The organism is Candidatus Pseudothioglobus sp. uisw_142, from assembly GCF_059512465.1.
The window spans coordinates 695132-710954 of sequence record NZ_CM183452.1 but is presented as its reverse complement, the minus strand read 5'-3'; the positions used below and the strand labels follow the sequence as shown (position 1 = coordinate 710954).

Annotated in this window: 17 protein-coding genes; 6 read left to right on the top strand and 11 right to left on the bottom strand. The window is 37.9% G+C overall.

Translation table 11 applies throughout. The features are described 5' to 3' along the window. Positions 1-11: 11 nt before the first annotated feature. From cmk to AC5YGB_RS03625, 4 genes are read right to left on the bottom strand one after another with little or no spacing between them, the layout of a single operon-like run. A complete protein-coding gene (gene cmk / locus AC5YGB_RS03640; RefSeq protein WP_496137870.1) occupies positions 12-677 on the bottom strand; it encodes a (d)CMP kinase in 666 nt (221 codons plus the stop codon). Positions 678-704: 27 nt separating this feature from the next. Next, positions 705-2198, bottom strand: coding sequence for a lysine--tRNA ligase (gene lysS, locus AC5YGB_RS03635; protein ID WP_496137869.1), 1494 nt, complete (start codon positions 2196-2198; stop codon positions 705-707). Positions 2199-2205: 7 nt separating this feature from the next. Beyond that, positions 2206-2868: a tetratricopeptide repeat protein gene (locus AC5YGB_RS03630; RefSeq protein WP_496137868.1), complete on the bottom strand. Its 663-nt coding sequence runs from the start codon at positions 2866-2868 to the stop codon at positions 2206-2208. A gap of 19 nt (positions 2869-2887) precedes the next feature. Beyond that, the gene (locus AC5YGB_RS03625; RefSeq protein ID WP_496137867.1) at positions 2888-3331 is read right to left on the bottom strand and encodes a cytochrome c-type biogenesis protein CcmH; all 444 of its coding nucleotides are present in this window, start codon (positions 3329-3331) and stop codon (positions 2888-2890) included. 36 nt (positions 3332-3367) lie between these two features. Here AC5YGB_RS03625 and AC5YGB_RS03620 point away from each other — a divergent pair, with 36 nt between their 5' ends. Beyond that, entirely contained in the window at positions 3368-5218 is a 1851-nt protein-coding gene (locus AC5YGB_RS03620) for an ATP-binding cassette domain-containing protein (RefSeq protein ID WP_496137866.1), read from the top strand. Continuing rightward, positions 5211-5756 carry a hypothetical protein gene (locus tag AC5YGB_RS03615; RefSeq protein WP_496137865.1) on the top strand — a complete coding sequence of 182 codons (546 nt, stop codon included), beginning with the start codon at positions 5211-5213 and terminating at the stop codon, positions 5754-5756. The genes AC5YGB_RS03620 and AC5YGB_RS03615 overlap by 8 nt, the downstream gene beginning before the upstream one ends. Here AC5YGB_RS03615 and AC5YGB_RS03610 read toward each other — a convergent pair. After that, positions 5753-5932: a hypothetical protein gene (locus AC5YGB_RS03610; RefSeq protein ID WP_496137864.1), complete on the bottom strand. Its 180-nt coding sequence runs from the start codon at positions 5930-5932 to the stop codon at positions 5753-5755. The two genes, AC5YGB_RS03615 and AC5YGB_RS03610, sit on opposite strands and share 4 nt — an antisense overlap. Positions 5933-5941: 9 nt before the next feature. Next, positions 5942-7735 carry an excinuclease ABC subunit UvrC gene (uvrC, locus tag AC5YGB_RS03605; RefSeq protein ID WP_496137863.1) on the bottom strand — a complete coding sequence of 598 codons (1794 nt, stop codon included), beginning with the start codon at positions 7733-7735 and terminating at the stop codon, positions 5942-5944. Positions 7736-7773: 38 nt separating this feature from the next. Between uvrC and AC5YGB_RS03600 the strand changes: the two genes are divergently transcribed. The 4 genes from AC5YGB_RS03600 to hisD are packed head-to-tail and all read left to right on the top strand — an operon-like array spanning position 7774 to position 11615. Then, positions 7774-8412 carry an ABC transporter substrate-binding protein gene (locus tag AC5YGB_RS03600; protein ID WP_496137862.1) on the top strand — a complete coding sequence of 213 codons (639 nt, stop codon included), beginning with the start codon at positions 7774-7776 and terminating at the stop codon, positions 8410-8412. A gap of 4 nt (positions 8413-8416) precedes the next feature. Then, a complete protein-coding gene (gene murA / locus AC5YGB_RS03595) occupies positions 8417-9676 on the top strand; it encodes a UDP-N-acetylglucosamine 1-carboxyvinyltransferase (RefSeq protein WP_496137861.1) in 1260 nt (419 codons plus the stop codon). Positions 9677-9702: 26 nt separating this feature from the next. Then, positions 9703-10320 carry an ATP phosphoribosyltransferase gene (gene hisG / locus AC5YGB_RS03590; RefSeq protein ID WP_496137860.1) on the top strand — a complete coding sequence of 206 codons (618 nt, stop codon included), beginning with the start codon at positions 9703-9705 and terminating at the stop codon, positions 10318-10320. Then, positions 10317-11615, top strand: coding sequence for a histidinol dehydrogenase (hisD, locus tag AC5YGB_RS03585; RefSeq protein ID WP_496137859.1), 1299 nt, complete (start codon positions 10317-10319; stop codon positions 11613-11615). The genes hisG and hisD overlap by 4 nt, the downstream gene beginning before the upstream one ends. Here hisD and AC5YGB_RS03580 read toward each other — a convergent pair whose 3' ends face one another. The 5 genes from AC5YGB_RS03580 to AC5YGB_RS03560 form a co-directional block, all read right to left on the bottom strand. Beyond that, positions 11616-12395, bottom strand: coding sequence for an ATP-binding cassette domain-containing protein (locus tag AC5YGB_RS03580; RefSeq protein WP_496137858.1), 780 nt, complete (start codon positions 12393-12395; stop codon positions 11616-11618). Positions 12396-12431: 36 nt separating this feature from the next. After that, positions 12432-13364, bottom strand: coding sequence for an EamA family transporter (locus tag AC5YGB_RS03575; RefSeq protein WP_496137857.1), 933 nt, complete (start codon positions 13362-13364; stop codon positions 12432-12434). A 77-nt stretch (positions 13365-13441) separates the two neighbouring features. Beyond that, positions 13442-14296 (bottom strand): EamA family transporter, encoded by an 855-nt coding sequence (locus AC5YGB_RS03570; RefSeq protein WP_496137856.1) that lies wholly within the window; start codon positions 14294-14296, stop codon positions 13442-13444. Positions 14297-14306: 10 nt separating this feature from the next. After that, positions 14307-15188 (bottom strand): EamA family transporter, encoded by an 882-nt coding sequence (locus AC5YGB_RS03565; RefSeq protein WP_496137855.1) that lies wholly within the window; start codon positions 15186-15188, stop codon positions 14307-14309. A gap of 47 nt (positions 15189-15235) precedes the next feature. Continuing rightward, positions 15236-15823: a DUF6580 family putative transport protein gene (locus AC5YGB_RS03560; protein ID WP_496137854.1), complete on the bottom strand. Its 588-nt coding sequence runs from the start codon at positions 15821-15823 to the stop codon at positions 15236-15238.

Genomic DNA, 15823 nt, shown 5'->3' with positions numbered 1-15823 from the left:
GGTTTGACCGCTCAAACCTTAACTAGTGTCATTACTTTTGTAACGACTTCATTAATCGTCAGATTTGACGTATCTATGATTAATGCATCTTTAGCTGGTTTAAGAGGAGAGTGTTTGCGACTTGCGTCTCTTTCATCTCTTTTCTTAACCTCATCTAAAGTGTGGGAAATGTTACCAGCAATGCCCTTGTCTTGCAACTGTTTTAGTCGTCTTTTAGCTCTTTCCTCAACATTTGCCGTTAAAAAGACCTTAAAGGGTGCGTCTTTAAATACAACGGTGCCCATATCCCTTCCATCAGCAACTAACCCAGGCAGTTCTTTGAACCTTTGTTGTCTAACTAGAAGTGACTCTCTTAGAGAGCCAATCATAGCAAATTTTGAGGCCAGTTCAGCAGTTTTCTCTGTTCGCAGTTCGGATGAAACTTCAATATGATCTAAGTAAACACTGAGCTTCTTATTTTCTAGATCAGATTCAAACTTAAGATTTAAATTCGCTGCCAAGCTTAATAACGCCTCAGTGTCCTTAATAGTGATGTTTCTTTTAGATGCTGCTAAAGCGAATGCCCTATAGATTGCTCCTGAATCTAGAAGATTCCAGCTCAAAGTTGAGGCAACGAAGTTTGCAACTGTTCCCTTTCCTACACCACTCGGTCCATCTATAGTTAAAACTGGAATCATAATTACAAATTAACACTCGCGCCTAAGTCACTTTTCATACTCAGGCCTCATATGAGGAAATAGCAAGACATCTCTGATCGATGCTGAATTAGTGAACAACATAACAAGACGATCTATGCCAATCCCCTCCCCCGCTGTTGGAGGCATTCCATACTCAAGTGCTCTAATATAGTCAGCATCATAATGCATAGCTTCATCATCACCGGCATCCTTCTCGCTCACTTGGTCTCTGAACCTTTGGGCTTGGTCCTCTGAGTCATTGAGCTCTGAGAATCCATTTGCAATTTCTCGACCACCAATAAACAATTCAAATCGATCCGTTATAAAAGAGTTATTATCATTCCTGCGCGCTAGTGGGGAAACTTCAGTTGGGTATTCGGTAACAAAGGTAGGTTGGATCAATTTTTCTTCAACTGTGGCCTCAAAAATTTCTATTTGAATCTTGCCGAGCCCCCAACTATCTTTAATGTGAATACCCAGAGATTTTGCAGTCATATTAGCGTTATCTTCTGATAAGTCAGAGATTGACAAAGTTGGATTATATTTTAGTATTGAATCAACCACACTAAGGCGATCAAAAGGCTTTGAGAAATCAAACTCATTGCCCTGGTAATTAATAGTATTTGACTTACAAACATCTGAAGCAATACCCCTTAATAACTTTTCAGTCAAATCCATATAGTCATGATAGGTAGCGTAAGCTTGATAGAATTCAGCCATTGTAAATTCAGGGTTATGTCTTGGTGAGAGGCCTTCATTCCTGAAGTTACGATTAATCTCAAACACTCGATCTAAGCCTCCTACCACGAGCCTCTTAAGGTACAACTCAGGTGCAATTCTTAAATATAAATCCATGTCCAAAGCATTGTGATGTGTGATGAATGGTTTGGCAGCAGCGCCGCCAGGAATGACCTGCATCATTGGCGTCTCAACCTCCAGATAATCATGCTCAATAAAGAACTGCCTGATATAAGAGATGATTTGAGATCTTAACTTAAAAACCCTTCTTGAGTCTTCATTCATAATTAAGTCAACGTATCGCTGACGGTAAATAGTCTCCTGGTCAGACAAGCCATGAAATTTCTCTGGTAAGGGCCTTAGAGACTTTGTTAGCAATCTTATGTCGTTGACTCTGACAGAGAGTTCGCCTGTCTGCGTTTTAAAGAGAGTGCCAGAGGCGCCAACAATGTCACCAATATCCCACTTCTTAAACTGTTCATTATAAAAATCATCTTTGAGCTCATCTCGTGTAACGAACAGCTGAATTTGTCCAGAGGTATCTTGAAGCTGAACAAAGCTTGCTTTGCCCATTATTCTCTTGAGCATGATGCGCCCAGCAATTGTCACTGATTCGTTAATATCTTGAAGCTCTTCGTTAGAATTTTCATCAAACTTAGAGTGAATATCTAAAGCTAAGTTGAGCGGCTTGAAGTCATTAACATAGGGGTTACCGGCTTCTCTCAGCAAAGCTAATTTTGATTTTCTTTCAGCTATCAATTTGTTTTCGTCTAGATCGCTCACATTTATCCTATTGTTTTTTTGATTGTTCAATTTCTTCTTGGGCCAGTTTTTTTGCTTTAGCAAAATCTTTTTCAGACAATTTACTTTTACCTAGTCGCTTATATACTGACCCACGATTATAGTATGCCTGATAAAAATTATTATCTAAATCAATTGCAAGTGTTAAATCGTTAAGCGCCAATTCATCTTTTGCTATTTTAGAGTAAGCATTACCCCTATTATAGTAAGCTGCAATATATTCTGAATCCAAAGCGATTGCCCTAGAGTAGATTTCAATTGAATCACTACTCTTATTGAGACGATCATAACAGTTCCCTAAGTTGTTAAGGGCGCCTACATCCTCAGGCTTAATTTTGAGTGCAGATTCAAAGAAATTAATCGCTTCATTAAAATTTTCGTTCTCTTGCTCCATATAGGCCAAACAAAAGAATGCTTCAGAGCTATTAGGGTTCGCCTTAATGGCTTTAGCCATACTCTCATAGGCAAGATCATTATTACCTTGTTGAAGATGCAAATTACCAAGATTGAGTTGCGCATTGGCAGACAACTCTTGTGTAACTGAGGGGTGATTTAAAAGTTCATTCCAAGATTGAATTGCAAGGGAGAGTTGCCCATCCTTTTGATTTGAATAGGCCTTTACAATTAAATCACTGATTTCATTCTCACTCATATTAGATTCACTTATTAAACTACTTTAATAATTTTTTAGCTTTTTCAATGTCACTCTCGCTGATAGCTTCTTTATTAGTCTTTTTTCGAGTTGATCGAAACAAGTAGAATAAAGAGAGAAGCAGAGCTATAAGAGGGGCAAACCATAGTAGATAGGTCTTTGGACTGACTGGCGGTTTATAGACAACAAACTCTCCATATCGCTCGACCATGAAAGAATAGATTTCAGAATCGGATTGATTGTGTAATATCATCTCGCGCACCTTCCCCCTCAAATCTTTAGCAAGGTCTGAGTTTGAACCCCCAATGCTCTGGCCTTGGCATACTGGGCAGCGAATATTTTCAATCAACTCGGTGTATCGACTTTCCTGTTTTGTGGTTTCAAAGTCACTGACTTCGATACTTTCAGCGAAAGGTGCCTGAATAAGTAAAAGTCCAATTACAAAATGAATAAAATAACGCATTAGTAAAGCTGTTATTTAAAGTTTCAATTTTAACTTATGCCACTTATAACCTTAGACAATATTTCTCTTAGATTTTCTGAAAAAGTGATCCTTGATGAAATCAATGCAACCATTCATAAAGGGGACAAGATTGGTCTCATTGGTCGCAATGGCGAAGGTAAATCTACTTTTTTAAAAGTCCTAGCTGGAATAGTGACAGCAGATGATGGCGATCTTAAGATTCAAAATAGCACAAGAATTAGCTATCTAGAGCAGCAGCCACCTGAAGATAACGACAATACACTTTTCAATATTGTTGCGCATGGGCTTGGAGAGAGTGGAAAAATTATATCAAAGTATCATAATGCTTTAAAAGATGGAAATATTTCTGAAAGTTCTCTATTACAAGAACAAATTGAGAGTCAAGATTTGTGGCCTTATTTACATAAAATTGAAACTATCTTAAATCGATTTAAGCTTTCTGCTGATACATCCTTATCAACTCTCTCTGGGGGATGGAAGAGAAGAGTAATGCTTGCAAAAGCCATAGTACAAGAGCCAGATATTCTTTTGCTGGATGAGCCCACTAACCATATGGATATCACTGCGATTCTTGATTTGGAAAAAATGCTTAAAGATTTTCATGGAACTTTAATTTTGATCAGTCATGATCGCTCGTTTGTTAAGGGAATTGTCAATAAGATCTTTGATTTAGATCGTGGCAATCTATCCATATTTGATTGTGGTTACCAAGATTACCTAAAACGGAAAGAAAATTTGCTTAATAGTGAAGAGCTTGAAAATGCAAGGTTCAATAAAAAGCTCGCTCAGGAGGAAGCCTGGATTCGTCAAGGGATCAAAGCAAGGAGAACTCGTAATGAAGGAAGAGTTAGGGCGCTTGAAGCTATGCGTAAACAATTTTTCAGTAAGCGCAAACAGCAAGGAAACGTCAAGATTCATGCGTTAGAAGATGAGAAGCGCGTTTCTAAAATAGTTTTTGAAGTTAAAAATATTGACTTCTCAATAGAAGAGCTTGAGCTTGTAAAGGAGTTTTCTCTTCTCGTTTTAAAAGGTGAAAAAATTGGAATTATTGGAGGCAATGGGTCTGGCAAATCAACCTTAATAAAGTTGCTTCTTGGAGAGCTTCTTCCTAGTGAAGGAAATATAAGGCGCTCAAAAACGATTCAGCTTGCCTACTTTGATCAAATGAGAGAGTCGCTTGATCCTAACATAAAGGCTATGGATTTTGTCTCTGGTGGTAAAGACTATATTGATATTAATGGAAAAAGTAAACATGTTATCGGCTATCTCAGACAGTTCCTGTTTACAGGCAAACAAGCAATGGCGCCTATTAAAATGTTCTCTGGTGGCGAAAAAAATCGGCTAATGCTTGCAAAAATTTTATCTCAGCCAGCCAACTTATTAGTTCTTGATGAGCCCACCAATGATCTGGATGTTGAAACGCTTGAACTTTTAGAGGAGATGTTGGTTGATTATGCGGGCACACTCATCCTAATATCTCATGACAGAACCTTCTTAAATAACATCGTCAGCTCAACCATCGTGATGGAAGGTAGCGCTGTTATTGAGCAGTATTCTGGAGGCTATGATGACTACATACTTCAAAAAAATGACAGATTAAATGATAAAGCTCCAAAACAGTCTACTAATAAATCTAAATCCAAAAAATCTTCTCAAAAGCTCTCCTACAATGATCAGCAACTATTAAAATCTTTACCTGAGAAAATTGAAGACTTGGAAAATAAGATCACGATGGCGCAAAAAATGTTGTCAGATCCAGATTTTTATCAAAACCCAGATGCTCAAAATTTGACAATTAAACTCAGCACTATGGAAAAAGAAATAGGTCAGCTTTATGATAAATGGAGTGAATTAGATAATGGATAATAGCAATGTGCCACTCATTGTTGATCTTGATCACACCCTAATTGAAACCGATTTATTGTTTTTATCGTCATTAGGCGTACTATCAAAGAGGCCCTGGTTAATTGGACATTACTTATTCTGGTTATCTAAAGGGAAAGGTTTTTTAAAAGATCAGCTTGTTAGACGATTTGAAATTAACATTCCTGAACTGCCTTATAATGAGAGTGTTATAAGCTATATTATGGAACGCAAAAAAGAGGGTTCTAAAATTGTTTTGGCAACTGCTTCACACAAAAATTATGCCTTTGCTGTTGCGAAACATCTCAAATTTTTTGATGATGTGATGGCCACGAATAAAGATTTTAATCTCTCAAGTCAAAACAAGGCAGATACGTTAGTTGATCGATTTGGAGAAAAAAACTTTGACTACATGGGAGATCATATGAGAGACCTTCCAGTGTGGGAAGTGTCCAGACTATCCATTATTGTGAATGCGACAAACCGAATCATAACGAACACAAAGCATCTTAAAACCTTTGTGCTATCCAGTAAAGCTTAAGACCCTTCTACCAAATAAGATAGTCCTGATAGAACCAAAAAAATTACAAAGGTAGCGCTAAGAACATAAGTTGCAATTTTTGATAATGAAACATTTTTTCCCATGACGCGCATGTTGAATAACCAAATAAGATAACTTACAACAAGAGCAGCGACTAAAAGTCTGAGTATAAACATAGATTCAATTTATTTCTTTAAAGATTCTCGTATTTTAGTCGCTAATTTATAATTAATGCCAACTACTTTTTGAAGCTCATCAACGCTTGCATTTTCTATTTCTTGAATACCACCAAAGTGATTTAATAGTGCACTTCTTTTGTTTACGCCAACCCCCTTGATGGACTCCAAAGAAGACTGAGTTCTTTTTTTAGCTCTTTTCTTGCGATGATTTTTGATTGCAAATCGATGTGACTCATCTCTGATATGGTTGATTAAAAGAAGAGCAGGATCAAATGGTGGAAGAGAAATTCTTTTTACTTTGTCATTCTCAACGGTGATTAAAGTCTCTAGCCCTGCTTTTCTGCCCTCACCCTTAGCAACACCAACCAGGAGAACTGAATCAATTCCAATAGAATTCATAACCATAATAGCTTGGTTAAGTTGACCCAATCCGCCATCAATAAAAACAATATCTGGCATCTCTTTTTTAAACTCTAGAAGACGAGAATACCTTCTAAAGACGGCCTGATTTATCGCTGCATAATCATCGCCAGGAGTTATATCTTTGATGTTGAACTGTCTATACTCACTAGTCTTGGGCAATCCTTTTTCAAACACAACACAAGAGGCAGTTGTCGCCTCTCCCATGGTGTGACTGATGTCAAAACACTCCATCACCTCAGGCAGTGAATCTAGTGCTAAGGTTTTTTGAATCCCCTCAAGCTGCTTCTTTTTTGTATACTTAAGTAAAAGGCGCTGCTTTAAATTTTCTTTAGCGTTTAAAGTTGCCATTTCCAAAAACAGTTTTTTATCAATCTTTGGTTTATGAATGAGCTTTGTTGATAGCCCAGACTCTAAAAGCACCTTATCATCGAGCTTGTGACTAATAACTATCTCCTTCGGGGTGTTTTTACCTAAATAATAGAGTGGTAAAAAAGCGCTTAGGACTCTTTCACAAGAATCTTTTTTTGCATTTTTTGGAAAGAATGTCTCGTTACCAATTTGTTTTCCTGAGCGAACAAAAACAATCTCAATGCAGTGCACCTCGGCATCTTTTAAGATGCTAACAACATCCATATCAGATGTAAATTGAGAGCTGTGTTTCTCTTGAATTGTTCTGAGACTGATGAGCTGATCTCTGTATTTTGCAGCAGCTTCAAAATCAAGATCGATAGAAGCAGACTTCATTTTTTTGGATACCTGATTGAGGAGCTTTGTTGACTTACCATTTAAGAATAGAGAGACCAATTCAACATCCTGGTCATACCTTTCCTCTGATATTTTTCCAACGCATGGAGCGCTGCATAATCCAATTTGGTACTCGAGACAGGGTCGTGATCGTGCCCTGTAGAAACTGTTACTGCATTGTCTCACCTTAAAGATTTTTTTTAAAAGAACTAAAGCATCTCTTGCTGCATACTTCGAAGGATAAGGGCCAAAATAGTGATAATCTTTATTCTTTTTTCCTCTAAAGATCCCTAAGCGGGGATGCTTGTCGTTACTTATATAAATGTATGGATAGCTTTTTGAATCCTTAAGAAGAATATTGTACTTCGGCTTAAACTGTTTAATGAGATCATTCTCTAAAAGAAGTGCTTGAGTTTCAGTTTTGGTAATGATGATTGAAAAATCATCAATATTTTTCTGGAGTAACTGCGTTTTTTCGTCCTGATTTGACTTAACAAAATAATTTGAAACACGGTTTTTTAAGTTTTTTGCTTTACCAACATAGATAACTTTTCCAGATTTATCAAGCATCTTATAGATGCCAGAATCTTTAGTTAGGTTTTCTAATTTTATTTTTAGATTTTCGTTTTTCATTTCAATAATTTATTTCACAGTTATAGTACAATACCATCATGAAATTTGTCCTTAATATTTTAAAGGCATTCCTGATTAATTTTCTCATTATCGGAATAATACATGCCTCAACCAACTGCCCCTCAATTTCACCAAAATCCGCTGGTGACGGACCTACGGAACAGGTTGAAGCCATTCTGAATGATGTCGTCTGCGCATTTATTGATTTGCACAATCAAAGCAATGGAACATTTTCGTCAACTCTTAATCTAACCAAAAAGAAAATTATTCCTTATATTAATCTTGAGCATAGCACTAAACTTGCTTTGGGTGATCACTGGATAAATCTTAATTTACAACAAAAAAAAGTATTTGAAAGAGATATAAAAAATTCTTTAATTAATGATTATGTAGGCATATTGGCTGAAATTAAAGACTGGAAAGATATAAATATCAAAGTAGATGAAAACTACACTCAAAATGCAAACAAAGCAAGGGTTAAAATAATGGTTTCAATTGGTCTTGATACCTCCAATGCTACTGTAACTCTCAAATTAATTAACGAAAATAGATGGAAAATTTATGATTTAGAATATCAATCAATTAGTATCCTTGATATAGAAAAAATTGGTTATGACTCCAAAATTAAACGCCAAGGCGTAGAGAAGTTAATTCAAAAAATGCTCTCTAAATCTTAAATAAATGTATAAATTGCTTATCAATGGAGGTGTTCCCTTAAAAGGAAGCATTAAAACCTCTGGCTCAAAAAATGCAACCTTGCCAATCTTTTTTGCATCAATCCTCTCTGATGGTCCTCTTAAGCTCTCTAATACTCCTCAACTGAGTGATGTTTCAACAACACTAAGACTGCTCATGGATATGGGATCAAATTTTGTCCTCGAAGAAGATGGTTCGATATTTATTGACTCTTCATCGCTCACCAATTTAACCGCTGAATACTCACTCGTTAAAACCATGCGCGCGTCTATCTTAACTCTTGGTCCCATGCTTGCTAAATACAAGAAAGCTAAAATATCTCTCCCTGGAGGCTGCGCTATTGGAACTCGTCCAGTAAACCTTCACCTTGATGCTCTAGAGAAGATGGGCGCCAAAATAGAAGTAAAAAATGGTTATATTTATGCTTCAACGAAAGAGCTTGTTGGTGCGCAGATTAACTTTGATTTAATTTCTGTTACTGCGACTGAAAATATCATTATGGCTTCAACTCTTGCTAAAGGCATTACTACACTTAATAATGCCGCACAGGAACCTGAGGTAACCGATCTTATTCGATGCCTGAAGAAAATGGGCGCAAAAATTTCAGGTGAGAATACCTCGACTCTTGTGATTGAAGGCGTTGATCACTTAAGCGGTGTTGAATATTCTATTAGTCCTGATCGAATCGAGGCTGGAACTTACCTTGTTGCAGCTGCTATAACGGGGGGTAAAATTACGGTTAATAATATTGAGCCAGATGCTATGAGGGCTGTTATTGGTAAGCTCATTGAAACTGGAGCAGATATTCAAACGAATCAAAATTCTATTAAGCTTGATATGAAAGGAAAAAGACCTAATTCTGTCAATATTAGAACAAGTGCTTATCCAAACTTTCCAACAGATATGCAGGCCCAATTCATGGCACTTAATTCAATTGCTGAGGGAAGTAGTACAATTACAGAGACGATTTTCGAAAATCGCTTTATGCACGTTCCTGAGCTTAGCCGAATGGGAGCCAACCTCAAACTAGAAGGCAACACAGTCGTTTGTAAAGGGGTAAAATCTTTGTCTGGCGCGAATTTGATGGCTACAGATCTTAGAGCTTCTGCCAGTCTAGTATTGGCTGGTCTAGCTGCTCAAGGGTCGACAACAATCGAGCGCGTCTATCATCTTGATCGTGGTTATGAGATGATTGAAGAAAAATTTAAAATGTTAGGCGCAGATATTGAACGCGTTCAACACTAGAATAACAAGACAACTAGATAATAACTATGTTAACGATTGCGCTATCGAAAGGTCGTATATTAGACCAAACTCTGCCACTTCTTGAGAAAGCAGGAATCAGCATTGCAAAGAGTGAGCTGGAGAGTAGAAAATTAATTCTAGATACTAACCTCAGTGACGTTAAAGTGGTTGTGATTAGGGCGAGTGATGTCCCTGTTTTTGTTCAGCACGGGGCTGCTGATATAGGTATTGCAGGCAAAGACGTTTTGTTAGAGCATGGTGCAAACGGAATTTTTGAGTTGCTAGATTTAGGTATCTCTAAATGCAGACTTATGGTTGCCTCTAAAAAAGGTCAAGACTTAAACAAGAGCACTCTGAAGGTTGCGACAAAGTATGTCAAATCAGCAAAAGAGTATTTTTATAAGCAAGGCAAGCAGGTTGAAGTCATTAAGCTTTATGGTGCTATGGAGCTTGCGCCCATTGTTGGGCTTTCAGACTGCATCGTTGATCTTGTAGACACCGGAAACACTTTAAAGGCAAACAATTTAGTCCCGCTTGAATTAATACAACAAATCAGCTCGAGACTCATTGTCAACTCTGCTGCTTTCAACACAAAACACAAAGAAATGAATCATTGGATCCAAAAAATAGAGCAAAACTTATGATTAATAAGTTATCCTCTAAGGATCAAAATTTCACTACTCAGCTTAACTCATTAACGTCTTGGGGTAACTCTTCCAATGAAGAGGTAAACAACATAGTTAGAAAAATTATTGATGACGTTATCAAAAATGGTGACCAGTCTGTTATAGATTACACTCAAAAATTTGACTCTGTTGATAAAGTCTCTATTTCTGAGCTCGTTATCACAAAAGACAGACTTAAAGATTCTTTTGATAATTTAGATGAGGAGCAAAAAACAGCCCTTTCTTTAGCTGCAGACCGGATAAGGTCTTATCACCAAAAGCAAATTCAACAGTCGTGGAGCTATACTGAAGAGGATGGAACCGTTTTAGGTCAAAAAATTATTCCCTTAGAGCGAGCTGGACTCTACGTTCCTGGAGGAAAAGCTGCTTACCCATCTTCTGTCCTTATGAACGCTATACCGGCAAAAGTAGCCGGCGTCGAAGAGCTCGTCATGGTTGTACCCGCTCCTAAAGGTCTCATCAATGAGCTCGTTTTAGCTGCTGCTTATGTTGCTGGGGTTGACCTTGTATTTACAATTGGAGGTGCGCAAGCCATCGCAGCACTTGCTTATGGAACTGAAACGATCCCAAAAGTAGATAAGATTGTTGGTCCTGGCAATATTTATGTGGCCACAGCAAAGAGACACGTTTTTGGTCAGGTCGGCATTGATATGATCGCGGGCCCTTCAGAAATACTGATTATTTGTGATGGCACAACGAATCCAGATTGGATTGCGATGGATCTTTTCTCACAGGCCGAGCATGATGAAGATGCTCAGGCAATCCTTCTTTGTCCAGATGAAGCCTTTATAAGTCAGGTTGAAGAGAGTATTAAAAAGCTACTTCCTTCAATGGATCGAGAAGAAATCATTAGAACTTCATTGAAGAATAGAGGCGCTCTCATTTTGACTAAAGATATTGCTGAGGCGATTCAAATTTCTAATGACATAGCGCCAGAGCATCTTGAGCTTTCAGTCGATGAACCTGAGGGAATTGTTGATCAAATCAAACATGCGGGTGCAATCTTTATGGGCAAGTACTCTTCTGAATCGCTTGGAGATTATTGCGCCGGAACAAACCATGTCCTTCCAACGTCAGGCACTGCAAGGTTTTCATCGCCGCTTGGTGTCTATGACTTTACAAAGAGATCAAGTATCATTATGGCTTCGAAAGATGGCGCCAATAAACTTGGCAAGACTGCCTCAACGCTGGCTTATGGTGAAGGCCTTCAGGCGCATGCTCTATCAGCTCTTTATCGAACAGATAAAGAGTAGCTATCCAGGCATTGCTTGGTAATAACCGTTTTCTTTAATGACCTTAATGGGCCAGTCAAAAAGATTGGTCAGGTTCGCATTTGTTAAAATTTCATCCTTGTTGCCATCGTCAATAATTTCACCCTCTTTTAAAAGAATGACTCTGGTTACCTCGGGTGGTATTTCATGAACGTGATGCGTTACCAAGACCACTTTTTTGCCCATACTGATGAGCTCTCTAATGATTTCAAGATACTGAAAACAGGTACTCATATCTAGGCCACTTGTAGGCTCATCGAACACTAGAACGGCAGGATCATTGACCAGAGATCTTGCCAGCAAGAATTTTCGTTGCTCTCCTGTAGACATCGAAGAGAATGCTCTATCTTGCAAATCAGATATAGACAATAGATCCATCACCTCTTGGGCGCGATTTAATTTCTCATCTTCAAATTTTTGGTGCTGCCATATCCCGTCGCTCGAATAAAAACCAGAAAGAACAACATACAAACCAATCGCACTCTCAGAATAACCATACTGAAGGTGCTGGGAGACGACGCCAAGGTTTGACCTTAGGTCGTCAACATTCCACTTGTCTTTTTCAAAAATCTTAAGACTGCTCTTGGGATCTTCAACGATGTAAAGTTCTCGATTTAAGAGCTTAAGGAGGGTTGTTTTGCCAGAGCCATTTGGACCTAGAATGACAGTGCTTTGACTTTCATCAATCGTTAAAGAGAAATTATCAAGGACCTTGTTTCTTCCTTGAAATACCGTTATGTTTTGAAGATCGATAATATTCATCAATTTCCACTATTGCATTAAACACAAAGAAGCTGGCTAATCATACCATGAGAAATAGTTTTTCTTAGATTGGCTTTTTTTAAGGCTTAAACGAGGTAATAACTGAGATAAGAACATTCCAGAAAGCATTAATCCACAACCGATAAGACCTCTTGTTGATAAGTTTTCATCTAATATGAGCCAACCACCAAGAACTGCAAAAGCTCCCTCTAATCCCAATATGATAGCAGCGTGAGATGATTTAGCGTGCTGCTGTGCAACAACCTGAAGCGTATATCCGACGCCAATTGACATAACTCCAGCATAAAGCAGCGGAATTGCAGTATCGACAATCATCTGCAAAGTGATCACTTCGATAGCAATTGCGATAAAGAAACTCAAAACGCCCGAAACAACATACTGAATCAGGGAAAGCTTTAAAGGATCCATGCTTTTAGCAACATAGCCCACGACTAAAATATGTGCAGCAAAGAAAACAGCGCATATAAGCTGAAGCAGATCACCGCGTGCAATACTAAAGTCATCATTGATACTTAGAAGATAGAGCCCTATGACTGCTATAAATGCACCCAGCCAAGTTCCAGAGCCAGTTCTTTGACCAAAAAAGATACCAATCAGCGGTACAAAAAAAATGTACAAACCAGTTATAAAACCGGCTTTTCCAGCAGTTGTATACTGAATTCCAACTTGCTGAAAACTGGAAGCTAAAAATAAAAATAATCCAGCAATTATGCCTGCAATTAATAATTTTTTAGTTGATGTTTCCTTGTTTGTTGGGGTCTTATTTTTCTTTGACAGATACCAGACCAATGGAAATAAAACAGCTGAGCCTATAAAGAATCTAGCAGCATTAAAGAAAAATGGGCCCATCGTCTCCATGCCTTCTCGCTGCGCAACAAACGCAAATCCCCATATTGCTGCTGCAAGAAGCATAATGAGATCGGCCCTAATTACTTTATTTTTTATCATTAGTCTTAATTAAAGAATTGAATGTTAAGCAGCCATGCATTTTAGTCAAAAATAAATGACCTATCATTCTTTTATTACTAACCTTTATCCAGATTATTGGAATACCAAGAATGTATAAATAATGTTAATAGCACTATAAAGCCACCAATTAATGCGCTACTTGAAGGCTCTTCACTAATGATTAACCATCCGGCTACAATTCCAAAAACTGCCCCTAACGGCATAAACATTCCTACTTCAGTTGCTGGGATATACCTGCCCGCACTTGTAATCAAACTAAAAGATAATGCCTGCATTACGCCCATTGCAAAAATATAGATCATATTATCAAAGCTCAATATCACTGCTTCAATAAAAACCAAAGCAACCACCGACTGAACGAGTCCATTAATACCCATAGCAGGAATCATACTTATATCTTTATTTTTTCTTATAAGAGTAAAACCAGTCGCACCCAAAGTTACAGAAAGAAGTGCCAGTAGATTTCCATAGAGATTTGAACCCTTAGTCTCTCCGCTCATCACAATATAAATTCCAATGACAACAATAACCATTGAAATCCAAGTAAAAATTCCTGACTTTTCTCTTAGAATAAGCCATGAAATAACCGCAATCATCATTGGCATGATGCTCACAATAACAAGCGTACTGGCTATTGTAGTGTGTTGAATTGAAAACACAAATGTCACACTTCCAAGGCCCGTAAGGATGCCAATGAATATGCCGTCTTTACCTATCTGTTTAACTTCATCAACAGCTTTAGAGCCTGAAGTCATCAAAAGAATAATAAGAACGCCAATTGCGAAAAAAAAGCCACGCCAAAAAATAATTGACCAGCTGTCTGCATCAGCTAAACGAATTAAGACGCCATCAGGTGTTAATATAAAAACACCAAGAAAAGCCATCAACATGCCTTTTAAGTGAGAAGACATCTAATAATCCCTAGATTTTTTCAAGTTTATGAGCTTGATTAGTGCTATACCAGGAATGCAAGAATAAGGTAACAATAACAATAGAGCCTCCAATGAGAGCATTCATTGTTGGTTCCTCTTTAATGATATACCAAGCAATCAACGAACCCAGAACAGTCTCTAAAGGCATAATCATTCCAACTTCAGCAGCAGGCATATACCTTGGCGCAATGGTGATTAAACTAAAGGAGATTGAAAGTATGACGCCCATTGCAATAATATAAGAAATTACTTCTTTGGGGATCGCTATTGTATTGGCCATAAAAACAGCTATTATTGCTGCAATAAGGCCACCAATGGCATTCACAGGGACCATATTGATGTCTTTATATTTTCTAGTCAGCGTAAAGGTAAAGCCCATCATTACAGCAGTGATAAGAGCAAAAAAGTCACCCACAAGGCTCTTACCGCCGACACTGCCACTCATCACAATATAAATTCCAATAAAAACAATAATCATTGCAATCCAGGTCACCAAGCTAGACTTCTCTCGAAGCAAGACCCACGCCACAATTGCAATCATGATGGGGCCCGTACTGATAATAACGAGAGCATTTGCAATCGATGTGTAGACAATAGCAAAGACAAATGTTCCTGTACTAATGCCTGAAAAGAAACCAATTAACAAGCCGCCCTTTCCAATATTTTTGAATTCTGATATGGTCTTAGAGCGATACTTTAAAAAGACCAGTGTCGAGACTCCAACTGCATATAAAGCTCCTCTCCAAAAAAGCACCGTCCAACTATCAACATCAGGGGATGCATCCTCGACTAATCTAATTAAAACTGAATCAGGGCTGAGGATGACTACCGCAAAGATAGTCATTAAGAGTCCTTTTAAATGATTACTCATAGCATCAATTTGATCAATTTAAAAAATCATTGATCAAAGCAATAACTTTAATTAAAAATTAAAGAATCTTTCTGATTGAAAATTTGCAAATTTGAGTAGTTACGTAAAGCCAAGTAAGACCCAAAGATTGCGCCTGACCAGATGAGATCTCCTGCGATTGTGTTTTGGAAAAAAGGAATCGCCATCGTATAGCAAAGAACGAGACCTTCAAATGTTTTTGCGTACATCGGAGAGAACGCCCAAACTGCAAAATTCGTTGCTATAAAGAACACGCTTGAGCTCGCAAGAGCCGCACCAGCTATTCTCAAAACACCGAGCTTTTTCTGAAGAAAGTTCTTAAATACAATTGGAAACAGTAATGCCAAATAAACAACAAACATGGACTTAGACCCAAACCATTCTGCAGACAATGTTCCAAAGGCAAAGTAATCACATAGAAGCATTGTTACCACTACAGCAACAACGGCCATATATCTCTTAACGAAAATAAAGCCTGCAAACAGAGCAATCGCCGCCATCGGCGTAAAGTTTGGTGGATGCGGAAGCAGTCTTCCTGCAACACCTAGGGCAATTAAGACTGCCAAAATAACTAAATAACTAAAACTTGAGTTAAGTTTATAATCTTGATTGTCCAT

Excerpts from the sequence above, each read along its gene's own strand:
- AC5YGB_RS03610 (WP_496137864.1), bottom strand. The coding sequence starts at position 5,932 with ATGTTTATACTCAGACTTTTAGTCGCTGCTCTTGTTGTAAGTTATCTT.
- AC5YGB_RS03575 (WP_496137857.1), bottom strand. The coding sequence starts at position 13,364 with ATGATAAAAAATAAAGTAATTAGGGCCGATCTCATTATGCTTCTTGCA.
- AC5YGB_RS03615 (WP_496137865.1), top strand. The coding sequence starts at position 5,211 with ATGGATAATAGCAATGTGCCACTCATTGTTGATCTTGATCACACCCTA.
- AC5YGB_RS03565 (WP_496137855.1), bottom strand. The coding sequence starts at position 15,188 with ATGAGTAATCATTTAAAAGGACTCTTAATGACTATCTTTGCGGTAGTC.
- AC5YGB_RS03620 (WP_496137866.1), top strand. The coding sequence starts at position 3,368 with ATGCCACTTATAACCTTAGACAATATTTCTCTTAGATTTTCTGAAAAA.
- AC5YGB_RS03625 (WP_496137867.1), bottom strand. The coding sequence starts at position 3,331 with ATGCGTTATTTTATTCATTTTGTAATTGGACTTTTACTTATTCAGGCA.
- hisG (WP_496137860.1), top strand. The coding sequence starts at position 9,703 with ATGTTAACGATTGCGCTATCGAAAGGTCGTATATTAGACCAAACTCTG.
- uvrC (WP_496137863.1), bottom strand. The coding sequence starts at position 7,735 with ATGAAAAACGAAAATCTAAAAATAAAATTAGAAAACCTAACTAAAGAT.
- AC5YGB_RS03600 (WP_496137862.1), top strand. The coding sequence starts at position 7,774 with ATGAAATTTGTCCTTAATATTTTAAAGGCATTCCTGATTAATTTTCTC.
- cmk (WP_496137870.1), bottom strand. The coding sequence starts at position 677 with ATGATTCCAGTTTTAACTATAGATGGACCGAGTGGTGTAGGAAAGGGA.
- AC5YGB_RS03630 (WP_496137868.1), bottom strand. The coding sequence starts at position 2,868 with ATGAGTGAGAATGAAATCAGTGATTTAATTGTAAAGGCCTATTCAAAT.
- murA (WP_496137861.1), top strand. The coding sequence starts at position 8,417 with ATGTATAAATTGCTTATCAATGGAGGTGTTCCCTTAAAAGGAAGCATT.
- AC5YGB_RS03560 (WP_496137854.1), bottom strand. The coding sequence starts at position 15,823 with ATGGACAATCAAGATTATAAACTTAACTCAAGTTTTAGTTATTTAGTT.
- hisD (WP_496137859.1), top strand. The coding sequence starts at position 10,317 with ATGATTAATAAGTTATCCTCTAAGGATCAAAATTTCACTACTCAGCTT.
- AC5YGB_RS03580 (WP_496137858.1), bottom strand. The coding sequence starts at position 12,395 with ATGAATATTATCGATCTTCAAAACATAACGGTATTTCAAGGAAGAAAC.
- AC5YGB_RS03570 (WP_496137856.1), bottom strand. The coding sequence starts at position 14,296 with ATGTCTTCTCACTTAAAAGGCATGTTGATGGCTTTTCTTGGTGTTTTT.